At 64.0% G+C, this 15,179-nt stretch carries 15 protein-coding genes; 10 read left to right on the top strand and 5 right to left on the bottom strand.

Annotated elements, in window-relative coordinates:
• Positions 1 to 101 precede the first annotated feature (101 nt).
• Positions 102 to 923, bottom strand: a complete 822-nt coding sequence (locus tag C8J44_RS05150; protein WP_121903541.1) for an energy transducer TonB — start codon at positions 921 to 923, stop codon at positions 102 to 104.
• A gap of 203 nt (positions 924 to 1,126) precedes the next feature.
• Here C8J44_RS05150 and uvrA point away from each other — a divergent pair, with 203 nt between their 5' ends.
• The 3 genes from uvrA to C8J44_RS05135 all read left to right on the top strand — a co-directional run bounded on the left by uvrA (position 1,127) and on the right by C8J44_RS05135 (position 5,663).
• Positions 1,127 to 4,024: an excinuclease ABC subunit UvrA gene (gene uvrA, locus C8J44_RS05145; RefSeq protein ID WP_121903540.1), complete on the top strand. Its 2,898-nt coding sequence runs from the start codon at positions 1,127 to 1,129 to the stop codon at positions 4,022 to 4,024.
• 159 nt (positions 4,025 to 4,183) lie between these two features.
• A complete protein-coding gene (locus C8J44_RS18130) occupies positions 4,184 to 5,047 on the top strand; it encodes a hypothetical protein (protein WP_147453126.1) in 864 nt (287 codons plus the stop codon).
• Position 5,048: 1 nt separating this feature from the next.
• Complete coding sequence (locus tag C8J44_RS05135; RefSeq protein ID WP_121903538.1) at positions 5,049 to 5,663, top strand: alpha-ketoglutarate-dependent dioxygenase AlkB; 615 nt, start codon at positions 5,049 to 5,051, stop codon at positions 5,661 to 5,663.
• A gap of 4 nt (positions 5,664 to 5,667) precedes the next feature.
• On the opposite strand, the gene C8J44_RS05130 is transcribed toward C8J44_RS05135, so the two are convergent.
• Together C8J44_RS05130 and C8J44_RS05125 are read right to left on the bottom strand one after the other, a co-directional pair.
• On the bottom strand, positions 5,668 to 5,970 hold the full coding sequence (locus C8J44_RS05130; protein WP_121903537.1) for a BrnA antitoxin family protein: 303 nt from the start codon (positions 5,968 to 5,970) through the stop codon (positions 5,668 to 5,670).
• A complete protein-coding gene (locus C8J44_RS05125; RefSeq protein WP_121903863.1) occupies positions 5,930 to 6,202 on the bottom strand; it encodes a BrnT family toxin in 273 nt (90 codons plus the stop codon). The genes C8J44_RS05130 and C8J44_RS05125 overlap by 41 nt, the downstream gene beginning before the upstream one ends.
• A 170-nt stretch (positions 6,203 to 6,372) precedes the next feature.
• Between C8J44_RS05125 and C8J44_RS05120 the strand changes: the two genes are divergently transcribed.
• The 7 genes from C8J44_RS05120 (at position 6,373) to C8J44_RS05095 (ending at position 10,513) form a co-directional block, all read left to right on the top strand.
• A complete protein-coding gene (locus C8J44_RS05120) occupies positions 6,373 to 6,702 on the top strand; it encodes a hypothetical protein (protein WP_121903536.1) in 330 nt (109 codons plus the stop codon).
• Positions 6,703 to 7,221: 519 nt separating this feature from the next.
• Positions 7,222 to 7,464: a hypothetical protein gene (locus C8J44_RS18125; protein WP_147453125.1), complete on the top strand. Its 243-nt coding sequence runs from the start codon at positions 7,222 to 7,224 to the stop codon at positions 7,462 to 7,464.
• A complete protein-coding gene (locus C8J44_RS05115) occupies positions 7,461 to 8,756 on the top strand; it encodes a hypothetical protein (protein ID WP_121903535.1) in 1,296 nt (431 codons plus the stop codon). Before C8J44_RS18125 ends, C8J44_RS05115 begins: the two co-directional genes overlap by 4 nt.
• Positions 8,753 to 9,202, top strand: a complete 450-nt coding sequence (locus tag C8J44_RS05110; RefSeq protein ID WP_121903534.1) for a DUF3597 domain-containing protein — start codon at positions 8,753 to 8,755, stop codon at positions 9,200 to 9,202. The genes C8J44_RS05115 and C8J44_RS05110 overlap by 4 nt, the downstream gene beginning before the upstream one ends.
• Positions 9,203 to 9,275: 73 nt before the next feature.
• Complete coding sequence (locus C8J44_RS05105; protein WP_183128697.1) at positions 9,276 to 9,689, top strand: glycine zipper 2TM domain-containing protein; 414 nt, start codon at positions 9,276 to 9,278, stop codon at positions 9,687 to 9,689.
• Between the two features lie 278 nt (positions 9,690 to 9,967).
• On the top strand, positions 9,968 to 10,180 hold the full coding sequence (locus C8J44_RS05100; RefSeq protein ID WP_031394996.1) for a cold-shock protein: 213 nt from the start codon (positions 9,968 to 9,970) through the stop codon (positions 10,178 to 10,180).
• 105 nt (positions 10,181 to 10,285) lie between these two features.
• Positions 10,286 to 10,513, top strand: coding sequence for a hypothetical protein (locus C8J44_RS05095; protein ID WP_056047490.1), 228 nt, complete (start codon positions 10,286 to 10,288; stop codon positions 10,511 to 10,513).
• A 674-nt stretch (positions 10,514 to 11,187) separates the two neighbouring features.
• Here the strand turns inward: C8J44_RS05095 and C8J44_RS05090 are convergent.
• On the bottom strand, positions 11,188 to 12,183 hold the full coding sequence (locus tag C8J44_RS05090) for a cell wall hydrolase (RefSeq protein WP_121903533.1): 996 nt from the start codon (positions 12,181 to 12,183) through the stop codon (positions 11,188 to 11,190).
• 157 nt (positions 12,184 to 12,340) lie between these two features.
• Complete coding sequence (locus C8J44_RS05085) at positions 12,341 to 15,172, bottom strand: pitrilysin family protein (protein ID WP_121903532.1); 2,832 nt, start codon at positions 15,170 to 15,172, stop codon at positions 12,341 to 12,343.
• Positions 15,173 to 15,179 lie beyond the last annotated feature (7 nt).

The raw sequence follows: 15,179 nt of genomic DNA, 5'->3' as shown, positions 1-15,179 counted from the left end.
TCGTCCTCTGTGCCGTTCGCAATGTGTACGACAAAGATAATACACCGATTGAGGATCGCAAGCCCGATGGCGCCGGTCCTCTGCTCTGCACCGGAGCGCGCTTACTTGCCGGACCACGTCCCCGGCAGTCGCCACATCACCTTGCGCGAAGCATGGCTGATCATCGGCTTGCCGTCGAAGCCAAGTGCCGGGCTGTAGCGCCCCCGTGCGACGATCGCGTGGCACGCCGCCTTGTCGAGTTCGACCTCGCCGCTCGACACCACGGTTCGGCAATCGGCGACATGGCCATCCAGACCGATCGTCCACAGGATCGTCGTCGTGCCCTGCGCGCCCTTGCTGACGATCGACATCGGGTAGTCGCCGGTCGAAATCCAGTCTCCCGGAGGGCCTTTCGGCTCGGCGGCCTGGGCGATCCGCGATCGCTCGGTCGGATCGAGCCCCCACAGCTTGACCGTCGAATCATTGCATTTGGCCAACGCCTCGAACGCTGCCTTCGCATTGGGCAGGGTAAAGCTCCATCCGCGCATCTTCTCGGGCGCGACCCGCAGCACCGCGTCGGGAGGAAGTGCCTCGAACAGCGCGGCGTCGACGGGCATCTGCGTCATCCGCTTCCCCGACGCCTGCGTCGGAAAGCTTTCGTAACGCCCCTCGTGCGTTCCGCCGCCAGCGACGCTGACCTTTGCCTGGCCCATTCGCATCGTCGCGCTACTGTCGTTGGTATAGACCATCAGGTCGAGCGACGAGCCCAGCGGCACTTGGCGCAGCGCAAGGACCGTCTCCGCCTTGCCGGTACCATAGGTGCGGCCGAGCATGCAGGCGGTCGCGCCATAGTCGACGTTCCACTTGCCCACCGGCGTCAACGGCGCAGTCGCGGTGGGCTCGGCCAGCGCTGCGGCGGCGGCCAGCGGCATCATCAGCGGCATCGAAAATCAGTCCTCATCGCATTATCCCCTGCACGCCGTACCTCCCGCCGGTTGTCATCAATACCCACCGGGTTGCAAGTCGGATGTGCGCTCGCATGACGACCGTCGCGCAATCGATCGTCCCGGATGAACTGGCACCCGGCCTCATGCATTCCTATCTCTCCCACTAGTCTCCCGATCAGAACAGAAGTAGAACCAGCCTCATGCTGACAAAGATTTCCGTACGCGGCGCGCGCGAGCACAACCTCAAGGACGTCGACATCGACATCCCCCGCGACACGCTCACGGTGATCACCGGCCTCTCGGGCTCGGGCAAGTCGAGCCTCGCGTTCGACACGATCTACGCCGAGGGCCAGCGCCGCTACGTCGAGAGCCTGTCTGCCTACGCCCGCCAGTTCCTCGAACTGATGCAGAAGCCCGACGTCGACCACATCGAAGGCCTCAGCCCCGCGATCTCGATCGAGCAGAAGACGACGTCGCGCAACCCGCGCTCGACCGTCGCCACCGTCACCGAGATTTACGACTATATGCGCCTGCTCTGGGCGCGCGTCGGCATCCCCTATTCGCCCGCCACCGGTGAACCGATCGCGGCGCAGACCGTGTCGCAGATGGTCGACCGCGTCATGGCGCTCCCCGAGGGCACGCGCCTGTACCTGCTCGCTCCAGTCGTCCGCGGGCGGAAAGGTGAGTACCGCAAGGAACTCGCCGAGTGGCAGAAGGCAGGCTTCGCGCGCGTCCGCATTGACGGCACGATCCACGACATCGACGAAGCCCCCGCGCTCGACAAGAAGTACAAGCACGACATCGAAGTCGTCGTCGACCGCCTCGTCGTGGGCGGCGAAATCGCCACGCGCCTCGCAGAAAGCTTCGAAACCGCGCTGAAACTCGCCGACGGCCTAGCCTATGTCGACCCCGCCGACCCGGTCGAGCCGCACACCCCCAAGTCGGAAATCCTCGGCAACAACGCCCCCGACGGCCGCATCGTGTTCAGCGAGAAGTTCGCCTGCCCGGTCAGCGGCTTCACCATATCCGAGATCGAGCCACGCCTGTTCTCGTTCAACGCCCCGCAAGGCGCATGCCCGGCCTGCGACGGCCTCGGCGAGAAGCTGCTGTTCGACGAAGACCTCGTCGTCCCCAACCACATGCTCAGCATCAAGAAGGGCGCGGTCGTTCCCTGGGCGAAATCCAACCCTCCGAGCCCGTATTACATGCAGGTCCTCGGCAGCCTCGCGCGCGAGTTCAAGTTCGACATCGAGACGCCGTGGTCCGACCTCCCACCGGAGGTCCAGAGCACCATCCTGCACGGCTCGAAGGGCAAGCCCGTCACGCTCACCTTCATCGACGGCAAGAAGAAATACGACGTCTCCAAGCCGTTCGAGGGCGTCATCGGCAACCTCAACCGTCGCATGCTCCAGACCGACTCCGCCTGGATGCGCGAGGAGCTGAGCAAGTACCAGTCCGCCGCCCCCTGCGAAGTCTGCGGCGGCGCGCGCCTGAAACCCGAAGCGCTAGCGGTCAAGATCGCGATGAAGGACATCTCCTACGCCACGCATCTCTCGGTGGTCGACGCGCTCCAGTTCTTCACCGACATGCCGCAGCATCTCGGCGACCAGCAGAACGCGATCGCCGAGCGCATCCTCAAGGAGATCGTCGAGCGACTGGGCTTCCTCAACAACGTCGGCCTCGACTACCTCAACCTCGACCGCACCAGCGGCACGCTCAGCGGCGGCGAAAGCCAACGCATCCGCCTCGCGTCGCAGATCGGCAGCGGCCTGTCCGGCGTGCTCTACGTCCTCGACGAGCCCTCGATCGGCCTGCACCAGCGCGACAACGACATGCTCCTCAAGACGCTCCGCCGTCTGCGCGATCTCGGCAACACCGTGCTCGTCGTCGAGCATGACGAGGACGCGATCCGCACCGCCGACTACATCATCGACATGGGCCCCGGCGCCGGCGTCCGCGGCGGCCAGGTCGTCGCGCAGGGCACGCTGAAGCAGATCCTCAAGTCGAAGGGCAGCATCACCGCCGACTATCTCAACGGCACGCGCGAAGTCCCCGTCCCCGCGACGCGTCGGAAAGGCAACGGCAAGAAGCTCACCGTCCACAACGCGGTCGCGAACAACCTGCGCGGCGTCACCGCCAGCCTGCCGCTCGGCACCTTCACCTGCATCACCGGCGTCTCCGGCTCGGGCAAGTCGAGCTTCACGATCGACACGCTCTACGCGGCCGCCGCACGCGAGCTGAACGGCGCGCGCATCGTCCAGGGCAAGCACGACAAGATCACCGGCCTCCAGTATCTCGACAAGGTCATCGACATCGACCAGTCACCGATCGGCCGCACCCCGCGCAGCAACCCCGCCACCTACACCGGCAGCTTCACGCAGATCCGCGACTGGTTCGCCGGCCTGCCCGAATCGCAGGCGCGCGGCTACAAGCCCGGCCGCTTCAGCTTCAACGTCAAGGGCGGCCGCTGCGAGGCGTGCCAGGGCGACGGCGTGCTCAAGATCGAGATGCACTTCCTCCCCGACGTCTACGTCACCTGCGACGTCTGCCACGGCGCGCGCTACAATCGCGAGACGCTCGAGGTGAAGTTCAAGGGCCATTCGATCGCCGACGTGCTCGACATGACGGTCGAGGACGCCGCCGAGTTCTTCAAGGCGGTCCCCCCGATCCGCGACAAGATGGCGATGCTGGTCGAGGTCGGCCTGGGCTACGTCAAGGTCGGCCAGCAGGCGACGACGCTCTCGGGCGGCGAAGCGCAACGCGTCAAGCTCGCCAAGGAACTCTCGCGCCGCGCCACCGGCAACACGCTCTACATCCTCGACGAACCCACCACCGGCCTCCACTTCGAGGACGTGCGGAAATTGTTGGAGGTCCTCCACGCGCTGGTCGAGCAAGGTAACACGGTCGTCGTGATCGAACACAATCTCGACGTCATCAAGACCGCCGACTGGGTCCTCGACCTGGGCCCCGAAGGCGGCGTCAAGGGCGGCGAGATCGTCGCGGAGGGAACGCCGGAGAAGGTCGCGAAGGCCAAGGGCAGCTTCACGGGGAAGTATCTGGCGCCGTTGCTGGAGAAGCGGGTGGTTGCAGAGGAATAAGGTTGTGAACTGCGAGGGTAGGCGGTTTTTCGGTTTCAAATTGTAGCTGTGTTGGAGCTGAGCCTTTCTAGTAGGCCCTTTTTGTAATAATTTGAATTTTATAGCACTTGCGACATCAGTAGCGGCAGGCTCAACTAGCACGGAATTATGGAGAGAGCCGTGCTAACCAATTTTGACAGAGTGCTCCTTGTGCTTGATGATTTAGACAGGCAGGCGGTTGAGGTCGAGGGAAAATCAGTCGATGCGAGTGTTAAGTCGAGGCTAAATTCTCTATCATCGGCTTATTCGATGTTGATGAATGTGGATCGAAGCCCAATCGATTATTCATCCGCAGATACTCAAATTGCTTATAGTTTTAGATGTCTCGCGTCTCACGGCGACCTCTTATATCGGACTTTGAGTTCAGCGAAATCAGCTGTCCTAAAAGCGGTTGGCGGAGGCTCAATAAAAATTGCGTGTATCGGCGGCGGCCCAGGTAGCGACGCATTAGGATTTATCAAATTCGCAGAGCGTAATGGCTTGGAAAAGCGCAAGATAAAGTTCGTATTCTTGGATTATGAGGCGGCATGGAAGACGGTACGCGATGCCTTATTTGCGACGTTTGGCGAAACAAGTTATACGCGGAAATCCGTAAAAACTGACCTTGCGCTTGGAGCTCCATGGGCTGATAGCTGGAGTTTTAACGATGCTGATATCTTCACGTTTAGCTTCGCCCTTTCCGAAGTTTGGGCGTTTGATGCGGCGGGTGGGTCGGTTTCAAAATTTATTGACCGCTTGATTTCCGGTGCAAGGGCGGGGGCGTTGTTCGTATATGTAGATAACGGCGGCGACGCCTTTTTGCCGCTAGCAGAAAAGGCAATCGCGGAACGAAGCGATATCGTGGAGGTTTTCTCGGAGGACGATACCTGGATGCTAATTGGCGGCGACGAAGAAAAATCCACGCTGAATAAGTATTCTGCTCGATACGATCAAAGCCCCAAAATAACGGGAAATGTGAACAGAAGAATCTGGAAAAAGATTTAGAATGCGTGATTTATTTTCTTCCGATCTTAAAATGTCTAGTATCCCGATGGAGGACGCGGATGTGTCCTTTCTTGTCCAATTTCCAATGCCACTTAGTAATGATTCTATTTTTGAAAAGCTAAATTCTGAAACCAAGTGGTTACATGAGGAAATCGTTGTGTGGGGTAAGCGGCATTTGCAGCCGCGTCTCACGGCATGGTATGGTGATCCCGGCAGAAGTTATACTTATTCGGGTACTGTTATGTTTCCGATGCCTTGGACAAATCTACTTTTAAGTATAAAAAGAGAACTTGAATCTATTGTTGACGCAAGGTTTAACAGCGTATTGTTGAATCTATACCGAGATAACAATGATAGCATGGGATTTCATAGCGATAACGAACCATCGCTTGGCAAGGAGCCGACGATTGCATCGTTGAGCTACGGCGCTACAAGAACCTTGCTATTCAAACATAAGAAAAAAGTTGATTTGCCAGTCAAGGCAATAAGCTTAACCTCTGGCAGTATGATGCTAATGCAAGGGCCAACTCAATCATTTTGGAAACACGGCATTAACAAGGAAAGCAAGAGATGTGATTCTCGCATCAATCTAACCTTTCGCAATATACTGAAGTAATGTTTTAATTTAATTTTGCCGCCGTCCGCAACGCCGCATTGATCCGCCCCTGCCATCCCGGCCCGCCCTCGCGAAATTTCGCCAGCACGTCCGGATCGAGCCGCAACGTTACCTGCTGCTTGGCCCGGTCGCGCAGGGGAGGGCGGCCCTTGACGACGCCGTTCGGGCCCAGATAGCCCGTCGCCGGCCGGATCACCTTCCCGCCGATCGCGAACTCGGCATGTTCGAACATCTCGTCCGTCCACTCCGGCGCGTCGTCGTTCGGATCAAGCGAGGTAGCGTTCAAATCGCGTGCGTTCTCGGACATTGGCCTTCCTCATCGATATGACGCGCCGACCGTCTTCGGCGTCGACCCATATTACCACGACCATGCGATCTTCGAGCATGCCGATCGTCGAATAGCGCCGCTCGGGATACGCGACGCGCTCGTCCTCGAACTCGAACACCGTCCCCGCAAACACCTTGCCCGCATCGGCGAAATCGAGCCCTCGCTCCGCCAGCGTCCAAGCGCGCTTTACCGGGTCGAAGCTGATCTCCACATCCGACCCTTTATGTAACTACAACAATGTCACCGTCAATGAGAGCATAGCGGGTCATCACACGCAGCAAGGGTATTCGCATCGGTGACGGACGCAACTCGGTCGCCAGCGCAAAGCGGAACCCCTGCCACCGACCGTCCGTTTCCGAGGCTGCATCAAAGGACATTCCCATGACCAAGCCTCACCCGCACAAGCCCGCCCCAAAGCCCAAGCCCAACGCCAAAACGTTCGGCATCAACGCGCTGTCGATCGGGGCCGCGGCGATCGGTCTCGGGGGTGCGTTGCTGGCGGTGTTCCTGCGGTCGAAGGCCAACCCCGCCGAGCATGCCGCGCCAGATCTCGCGCTCGACACGCCCCGCCCGGGTGCGACCGATCGCGCGCCGGACGCCTTCCGCCCCGACCCCACCGCGGTCCCCACCAAGGCCGAGCGCGAGTCGCTCCGCCCCGCCACCGGCCCGGCCCCGTCGTTCGCCGCGGATCGCGGTTCGACGCTCGGCTGAGACGCATTCCTGATCCTCCCCCGCAAGGGGGAGGTGGCTGGCGCTTGCCAGACGGAGGGGAGGGGGCGATTACGTAGGTTCCGTGTCCTCCCCCTCCGTCACCTGCGGTGCCACCTCCCCCTAGCGGGGGAGGATCAGGACAGCCCGACGGTCGAAGCTGATCCCGTCGCCACCACCCTCGCTCCGTCACCCCGGACCAGTTCCGGGGTCCACGGTCCCTCGAACGCGATAGCGGCGGTAGTGCGGAACGGTGGATACCGGAACAAGTCCGGTATGAGGGGGGAGGGGTGTCGCCACGCGTCCCCTCCACGCCCCGTTGCCGGCGCCAGCCGTCCCCCCTCCGTCATCCTGACGAAAGTCAGGACCCAGAGCCAAAAGCGCCATACCCCGTAACCCTGGGTCCTGACTTTCGTCAGATGACGAGGGGGCGTCAGGACGATGGGCCACCCCACGAAACCGCTGTCCTACACACCCCGATCCGGCATACCTGATCGGTCCTCTCCGCAACGAGGATCGATCATGGCAAACGCACCCACCCCGGCCGACCCGCCCCCATGCTTCATCGCAACGCGCGCCGCGCCCGCCCCCCGGCCACGGTACGAACCGCCGATCCCCGATCATCTCCCCGACGCGGTCCGCCACGTCATGGCCTGGCGAGCGCATGTCGACGCCGGCCGGATCGGCACCCGCATCCCCGTATCGCCCGAGATCGCCGCCAACCGCGACCGCTGGACCGCGCTCGCCCGGACCATGCGCAAGTGACCGCCGCTCTCCATGACCAAGGTGTCGACGCGCCGCCGATCGACTCCTTCACGCGGCAACATCGCCAGCGCATCGACGGCTGGTCCCCCGAGCGCCAGCGCGGCTTTCTCGAACGCATCGCCGAGGGCGCCACCGTCGACGAGGCGACCGCCAGCGTCGGCCTGTCGCCACGCGCCGCCTACAGCCTGCGCCGCCGTGCAGCGGGCGCGGCGTTCGCGCTCGGCTGGGACGCTGCCAAGCTCGTCGCGCGGCCGATCGTCGCCGAGGCGCTGTTCTGTCGCGCGATGGTCGGCCAGATCGAGCGTCTCACGAAGCCCGACGGCGACGTGATCGAACGCCACCGCTTCGACAACCGCCTCGCCATGTCGCTGCTCGCCCGGCTCGATCGCCATGCCGAGGAGAGCGAGACCACCAGCGCCGCCGCCCGCCTGATCGCGACCGAGTTCGACGCGTTCCTCGACCTCGTCGAGCGCGATGCCGGCCCGGCGCGCGCCGGCCTGTTCCTCGGCGAGCGTGTCCGATCGTCCGACGCAGGGGAGGGGATGGCGCCGATCGTGGCGCTCGCCCGCGCCGACCGCTGGCTTCGCAGCAACGCCGGCCTCGCGTCGGAGATCGACGTCGCCGATCTCGATCCCGCCGCCCGCGCCGGCTGGACCGCCGAGCAATGGGCGCGCGCGGAGGCCGCCGGGCTGCTCAGTCTCGCGCCCGGACCCGTCGCCAAACCGGTGCCGCAGAAACCCGTTCCAGCGTCTGCACTTTCTGCACTTCCGGCGGTCGAGCCCGACGGACCCGACGGCGAATGCCCGGTCTGGTGGGACGACGTCACCTGTGCCTGGCGCACCCGCTTCCCACCGCCGAGCGACTATGACGAAGAGGACGGCAACATTTTCGGCGACGACGATTACAGCCGCGACTGTTCCGAGGAGGAGGTGATCATCCTCGATGCGCCGCGTGACCGCGAGACCGCCGAGCGGGTCGTCGTCGAGGGCGCGGACCGCGACAGCTGGTTCATCGCCTATGCGGTGGACTGCGGGCTGATCGGCGATGACGAGGTCGACGCGGCGGCCGCGACCGATGCGGCGCGAGTCGCGGCGCTCGCCGATATGTTCGATCCGGAACGCCCGCGCGAACCCGAGTCCGAGTTCGAACCCGGTGCCGATCACCGCCCCGGCGCCGGCCCCGGCCAGTCGCACGGCGCGGCCGATCTGGCGCCGGCGCTTGCGGACCCTGCACCCAAATCCGCCACCGGGCGTTCTCCCGCCATACGCCTCATCAACGGAGACCCCCCATGAGCATCTTCAGCAAGATCAAGTCCGCCATCTTCGGTGAGCACGGCCCGCTCGGCAGCGGCCATTTCGGCACGCCCAAGGCCGACGCACCGGCACCAGCGCCCGCGCCGCAGACCACCGCAGCCCAGCCCGCGCCGACGCCAACGCCCGCCGCACCGACTCCGCAGGCCGCTCCCGCCGCGCCCGCCCAGGCTGTCGACGTCGAGGCCGTCCTCTCGGGCATCGCCTCGAAGAAGGGCTCCGATCTCAACTGGCGCACCTCGATCGTGGACCTGATGAAGCTGCTTGATCTCGATTCGAGCCTCGACAACCGCAAGGAGCTCGCCACCGAGCTCGGCTATACCGGCGCGAAGGACGGCAGCGCCGAGATGAACATGTGGCTGATCAAGGCCGTGATGCGCGAGCTGGAGAAGAACGGCGGCACCGTGCCCGCCAACCTCAAGGACTGATGTGGGATAGGCGCCGGCAACCAAACCCCGGCGCCGATCATTACGCTCTCGATATCCCCTGAAAGGACACGAAATGCGCGTTGCGATGCTGGGCCTGCTGGCCGCCTCCACCCTGGTTGCCGGCTGCGTCGGCGACGGCGGCAGTCGCTACGGCGCCGACCCGCGCTATCGGTCCTACGACTATAACCGGCCGGATCCCGCCTACAACGGCTACGACGCCGGCCGCTATTACCGCGACGACCGCCGCTATCGCGAGCGCCGCCTGTCGCAGAACGAGCGCGTCTATCGCGGCAACGACGGCCGCTACTATTGCCGCCGCAACGACGGCACCACCGGACTGATCGTCGGCGGAGTCGCGGGCGGCGTGCTGGGCAACGTCATCGCACCGGGCGGCTCGGGCTTGCTCGGCACCGTCCTCGGGGCCGCCGGCGGGGCGCTCGCCGGGCGTGCCATCGATCGCAACAGCAACGAGACGCGTTGCCGCTAAGCCGCTCGACCGGCACCGAAATATCGGTGTCGGTCGTCACGAAGTATTGCTGCTTCGGGATGGGAGCGCGAAAATATTAGTTGCGTAAATCGACGTGTTTCTTGAGCCATTTTATCGGCAAGATTTGCATTTCCGGCGATCTTGGCCCATATGGTGCTCAGCTACAGTCGCATATCGACGGTTCTTGGCGCTTTGCGGCACCTTTCTCCTTCTTTCCCTGCTCCGCGGCACGGGCCGCCCGAACGTCGGGTTGCCCCATACTAAGAAGGAGCCATCTCATGGCTATCACCGGAACCGTAAAATTCTTCAACGCCGACAAGGGCTATGGCTTCATCGCGCCGGATGGCGGCGGCAACGATGCATTCGTGCACATCACCGCGGTTGAGCGCGCCGGCATGCCGACGCTGAACCAGAACCAGCGCGTCACCTACGAGCTCGAGCCCGACAAGCGTGGCAAGCAGTCGGCCGTGAACCTCCAGCCAGCCGATTGATCTCGCTGGCGGATTACGGTCCGCCAACCTGATCTCGGTTGCGATGCGGCGGCTATCATGGCCGCCGCATCACCCCTTTGAAATTTCCCGCAGGAGCGCACCAGCATGGCCGATAATCCAGAATTTTACCGGGCCCGCGCTGATGAAGAGCGTCGCAACGGCGATGCCGCCCTCCTCGACAACGTCCGCGACCGTTGCCGCCGCGCCGAAAAGGCCTGGGACGAGATGGCCTCGCGCGCCGAGCGCACCCAGGTCCTCCGCGCCGCCCGCGAAGCCGCCCCTCCCGGCGGCGAGCGCATGAACATGATGAACGTGATGGTCGCCGCCGAATAGGGACACCCGCGATCACCGTGACGTGATCGACGAGCGAATACAGCCCGGGTGCCACCAGCGCCCGGGCTTTTCTGTATCAAGAGGTGGCCGCATAGGGCCGGTTGAGTCCGGGGACTCTTGATCCCATCATACCCATCCCTTCGGCTACGCTTGAGAGAATCGCTTAGGCCTGCAATTCGGCGAATTCCAACTGTCTAGGATTGGGCAAATTTAGCTCGGAACCCAGTCCTTGATAGCCAATCTTTCGGACCGTCCTGCGCCCCAAGCGGCGGAAGTCGCGCGCTTCAAGCGGCGATACCTAGAACCGACCGACAGTCAGTTTTAACTGCGAAAATCCGCTCTTTCGCGCATTATCCAGCCCGTCCGGCTTCACTCAGGAGAGCCTGAACCTAGAATCCGCGATGCCGGCAAATCGATAGAATGTGGCCCGCGGAACGGTAGGCCCCGGAGTCAGTCGCTGATCATGCTTTCAAGCAGTTAGTCGTCATTCCCGCGCAGGCGGGAACCCATAATGGCAAACCTCGCGATGTGATCGCCGACGCGTGAGCATAGGGGGCCCCGCCTCCGCGAGGATGACGATGGTTAGATGTGGGATGCGTATAATCACCGAACCAATCCCAGGCGACGGAGCCGTTTGGGCATTTCCGCACGCCGACACCGAATGTCGGTCGGCGCTATTTCAACGGCTTCCCCGAGTCTTTCCAGCGCTCCAGGATCTGCGATTCGGGCGGCAGCATGTCGTCGGCAACCGGCGCGGGTGTAGGGGTGGTGGACTTCATCGACATCGCGCCCCGCTGAACCGACGCCATCGAGACAGCGGCAACACTCGGAGTCGGAACGGTATCCGCCGCGGCGATGCCTGCCGCGATCATCGCCGGCGTGGGCGGAGCGATCGGTGCCAGTGGCGTGTGCGGTCCCGGCACGGGCTCGCCGCCACCATAATGCTGGCTGAACGCGGCCGAGGTTCCCCAATACCCCTTCCATCGGTGGAAGAAATGCGCGCCGACGACATCGGTCATCACCATGCCGCGGTTCCACGCCGGGGTCACCGCGTAGGTGTGATAATGCGTCGCCAGCCCGACCGGCGCGTAGACATAGCCGGACAGCGCCATGCCCGCGGTCCGCGCCGCCCGCATCCACGCCGCGCGATTGGGAATACGCGCCATCGCGCCATCGCACGCAAAGCTGAACTGGCAGCCGGCATGTTCGGACCCTTGATACACCACGCCGCACACGGTCGCCGGAAATGCCGGATGACGGGTGCGATTGAGGATCACCTGCGCGACGGCCTGCTGGCCGGCATCGGGTTCCGATGCCGCCTCGTAATAGATCGCGGCGGTCAGGCACTGCACCGCGCGGCCGCGATCTATCGCCGAGATGCCGGTCGTCGAGAACGGCCGGGCGGGGACGATACCGACGTCGATCGCCGTACCGGCGGGGATCGGCAGGTCGGGCAGATCGATCGTCCCGGTCACGCCGGCGGCGGGCGCGGCGGTTTCCTGCTTGTCCGACACCACTGGCAAAGCAGTATCGCCCGGCAAGGTAGCGACGTCGGCGAGATTGGACGCGACCGCGCCGTGGCGGGCGATGGCGCGCAGTGCGGCCTGCGCGGACATCCCGGCGCCGATCATCAACAGCACCGCAACCATGCCCAACCAGATGCGGCGCATCAGCCGAAATGTTCGCATCTGAACCCGCAACCGACTTACCTCGCCTCTGCCCGACCGCCGCGGGAGAATCGGAGCATAGCCGATTATGCCGTCGCGAACTGTTCCGTATTTACCGTGCGTCCCGTCTCGGGACGCACGGCGTCGTGGCAGGAATTGCTTACCGCAAGGTTGGCGTGTCGAGGTTCAAGGCGGTCTCGGGAATGACTTCGACGTTGGGATAGGCTTTGCGCAAGGCAGCGATGAACTGCTTCGCATCGCCCACCACGACGATGCTCGCCGCCTTCGGGTCGAGCAGCGCGATCGCCGCCGCCTGCACGGTCTTTGGATCGACCGCTCCGACCGCGCCCGTGAAGCGTTGGAGTTCGCCCAGCGGTACGCCGTTCTGGACATACGCGCCGAGAATGTTGGCGACACCGGAGGTCGTCTCGATCCCGCGTCCGAAATTGCCGATCAGCACGGCTTTACGCGTGTCGAGTTCGGCCGCCGGGACGGGGGCCGACCCCATCCGGGTCATCTCGGCGGCGATTAGCGTCACCACCTCCGCGGCGGTCGGGTTCTTGGTCTGGGTTCGCGCGGCGATCGTCCCCTGGGTCTTGCCCGCATCCAGCGCGCTTCCTGCACCGTAGGCCAGCCCACGCTTGATCCGGATTTCCTGGTTCAGCCGTGACGAGAAGCCGCCGCCGAGCACGGTGTTGCCCACCGCCAGCGGGTAATAGCGCGGGTCGGCGCGTTCGATGGCCGGCCGCGCGACGACGACGCCCGCTTGACCAGCCTCGGGCATGTCGACGACGATCACGCGAGGCTTGGGATACACGACCGGTGTAGCCTTCGGTGCACCTGCGCCCTGTGTCGTCCAGCTGCCGAACTGCGCCTCGGCCAACGCCTTCGCCCTGGCGGCGGTGACGTCGCCGACCATGATCAGCGTCGCCTGGTCCGGCTTGAAGGTGCGCGCATAGGCCGCGGTGATGTCGTCGCGCGTGATCGCTTTCAGCGATAGCGGCGTTCCCCCGCTGGGCGCACCATAAGGCGATGCGCCAAGCACCGCCCGGTCCGCGACGAGCCCCGCGACCTGCGCGGGGTCCTTGAGCGCCAGCGTGACCGCGTCGACCTGCTGCGTCCGCGCGCGCTCGATCTCCTCGGGTGCAAACGCCGGGTTGATCGCGACGTCGGCGAGAATCGCCATCGCCGGCGCCAGCTGATCCGATTTCACCGTCACGTCGACCGACGCCCCGTCGCTCGCCGCGCTGCTGCCGATCACACCACCAAGACCTTCGATGGCGCGCGCGATCTGCGTCGCGGACCGCGTCTTCGTACCCTTGGTCAACAGGTCGGCGGACAGGCTGCTGACGCCGGCGCGGTTCGCCGGATCGGTCGCCGCGCCGCCCGCGGTCACGAGATACGCAGTGACGATCGGCAGGTCGTGCCGCTCCACCGTCACCAGCCGCATGCCGTTGGTAAGCCGCGTCTCGACCGGTTGCGGGATCGTCGGCGATACCGGCGCGCTGGGCGCGGGCGGCTGGACGCGCTGGCTGTCAGGCGCAGGCGTCACGATCTCGATATTTGCCGGTGCCTTCAGACCCGCGACCTGCACGGTCGGCGCCACCGCGATCGTATCGGCAACGCCAGCAGCAGGCTTGTCGGCCAGCGGCATGTAGCGGATAGTCGCCGACTGATTGTCGCCAAGATATTTCCGCGCAACCCGCTGGATATCCGCCGCCGTCACCCGCGATATCGCCGCCAACTGCTTGTCGGCCGCCGCCGGATCACCATCGATCAGCACCGCTGCGGCCAGCGTGCTCGCCTTGCCCTCGGCCGTCTCGCGCGACTGGATCGACTGGGTCAGGATCTCGTTCTTCGCCTCGGCCAGTTCGGCCGCCGTCACTGGCGCGTCGCGGAACCGGGCGATCTCGCGCTTCAATGCGGCCTCACCCGCCTCGACTGTCTTGCCGCCTGCCAGGATGGCATAGACGACCATGTTGCCGGTCGCCTGCTTGGTATCGAGCATGGCTTCCGCGGACTGCGCGAGCTGGTCGCGGTACACTAAGCTTTCGTACAGTCGCGAACTCTCGCCGGTTGCGAGCACTGCTTTCAGCACCGTCAGCGCGGGGATATCCGAGTCACGGTCCGGCGGCAGGTGATAGCTGACGAGTAGGGCAGGCAACGGCGTGTTCGGTTCGTACACCGTCCGCGTCACCGCCTTCGTGCGCGCAGGCTCGGCCACCGTCACGCGCGGGATCGCGGCGCTCGGCTTCTTGATGCCCGCGAAATACTGATCAACCCAGCCGTTCAACTGCGCCGGATCGAAATTGCCCGACACCACGAGGATCGCGTTGTCCGGCCGATAATAGGTCGCGTGGAACGCCCGGACGTCGTCGATCCCGGCGGCTTCGAGATTCTCCAGGCTGCCGATTCCTGGCCGCGCATAGGGATGAACCTGGTAGGCGAGTTCGGGATAATAGATCGAGAACAGCTTGCCGTAGGGTTGCGCGAGCGTCCGCTGGCGCAGTTCCTCCTTCACCACGTCGCGCTCCGAGCCGAAGCTCTTGGGCTCGACGACGAGGCTCGCCATCCGGTCCGCCTCCGCGAACAACAGCCGCTGGAGGTGGTTGGCGGGGATCACCTCGTAGTAATTGGTATAGTCGTCGTTGGTCGACGCGTTGTTGTAGCCGCCGACGTCCTCGGTCAGCCGGTCCATCTGCTCCGACACCAGGTTACGCGTCGACTTGAACATCAAATGTTCGAACATGTGCGCGAACCCGGACTTGCCCTTGGGATCGTCCTTCGAACCGACGTCGTACCAGACCTGCACCGACACGTTCGGCGTACCGGTATCGTGGATCGCATACACACGCAGGCCATTCGGAAGCGTGCGCTCGGTATAGGCAAGCGGCTTCACTGAGACCTGTGTCGGGACAGGTGCGGTCTGCGCCACCGCCGCTACGGGAAGACATGCTGCGGTCAGCAGCAGCGCGGAGCGGAGGAGGCGCATCGGGATC

Source organism: Sphingomonas sp. PP-CE-3A-406, assembly GCF_003688625.1.
Classification (GTDB): Bacteria; Pseudomonadota; Alphaproteobacteria; order Sphingomonadales; family Sphingomonadaceae; genus Sphingomonas.
The sequence above is the reverse complement of the archived record's forward strand: the minus strand, read 5'-3'. Positions and strand labels throughout refer to the sequence as shown.

Excerpts from the sequence above, each read along its gene's own strand:
- C8J44_RS05150 (WP_121903541.1), bottom strand. The coding sequence starts at position 923 with ATGCCGCTGATGATGCCGCTGGCCGCCGCCGCAGCGCTGGCCGAGCCC.
- uvrA (WP_121903540.1), top strand. The coding sequence starts at position 1,127 with ATGCTGACAAAGATTTCCGTACGCGGCGCGCGCGAGCACAACCTCAAG.
- C8J44_RS05135 (WP_121903538.1), top strand. The coding sequence starts at position 5,049 with ATGCGTGATTTATTTTCTTCCGATCTTAAAATGTCTAGTATCCCGATG.
- C8J44_RS05130 (WP_121903537.1), bottom strand. The coding sequence starts at position 5,970 with ATGTCCGAGAACGCACGCGATTTGAACGCTACCTCGCTTGATCCGAAC.
- C8J44_RS05120 (WP_121903536.1), top strand. The coding sequence starts at position 6,373 with ATGACCAAGCCTCACCCGCACAAGCCCGCCCCAAAGCCCAAGCCCAAC.
- C8J44_RS18125 (WP_147453125.1), top strand. The coding sequence starts at position 7,222 with ATGGCAAACGCACCCACCCCGGCCGACCCGCCCCCATGCTTCATCGCA.
- C8J44_RS05110 (WP_121903534.1), top strand. The coding sequence starts at position 8,753 with ATGAGCATCTTCAGCAAGATCAAGTCCGCCATCTTCGGTGAGCACGGC.
- C8J44_RS05105 (WP_183128697.1), top strand. The coding sequence starts at position 9,276 with ATGCGCGTTGCGATGCTGGGCCTGCTGGCCGCCTCCACCCTGGTTGCC.
- C8J44_RS05100 (WP_031394996.1), top strand. The coding sequence starts at position 9,968 with ATGGCTATCACCGGAACCGTAAAATTCTTCAACGCCGACAAGGGCTAT.
- C8J44_RS05095 (WP_056047490.1), top strand. The coding sequence starts at position 10,286 with ATGGCCGATAATCCAGAATTTTACCGGGCCCGCGCTGATGAAGAGCGT.
- C8J44_RS05090 (WP_121903533.1), bottom strand. The coding sequence starts at position 12,183 with ATGCGCCGCATCTGGTTGGGCATGGTTGCGGTGCTGTTGATGATCGGC.
- C8J44_RS05085 (WP_121903532.1), bottom strand. The coding sequence starts at position 15,172 with ATGCGCCTCCTCCGCTCCGCGCTGCTGCTGACCGCAGCATGTCTTCCC.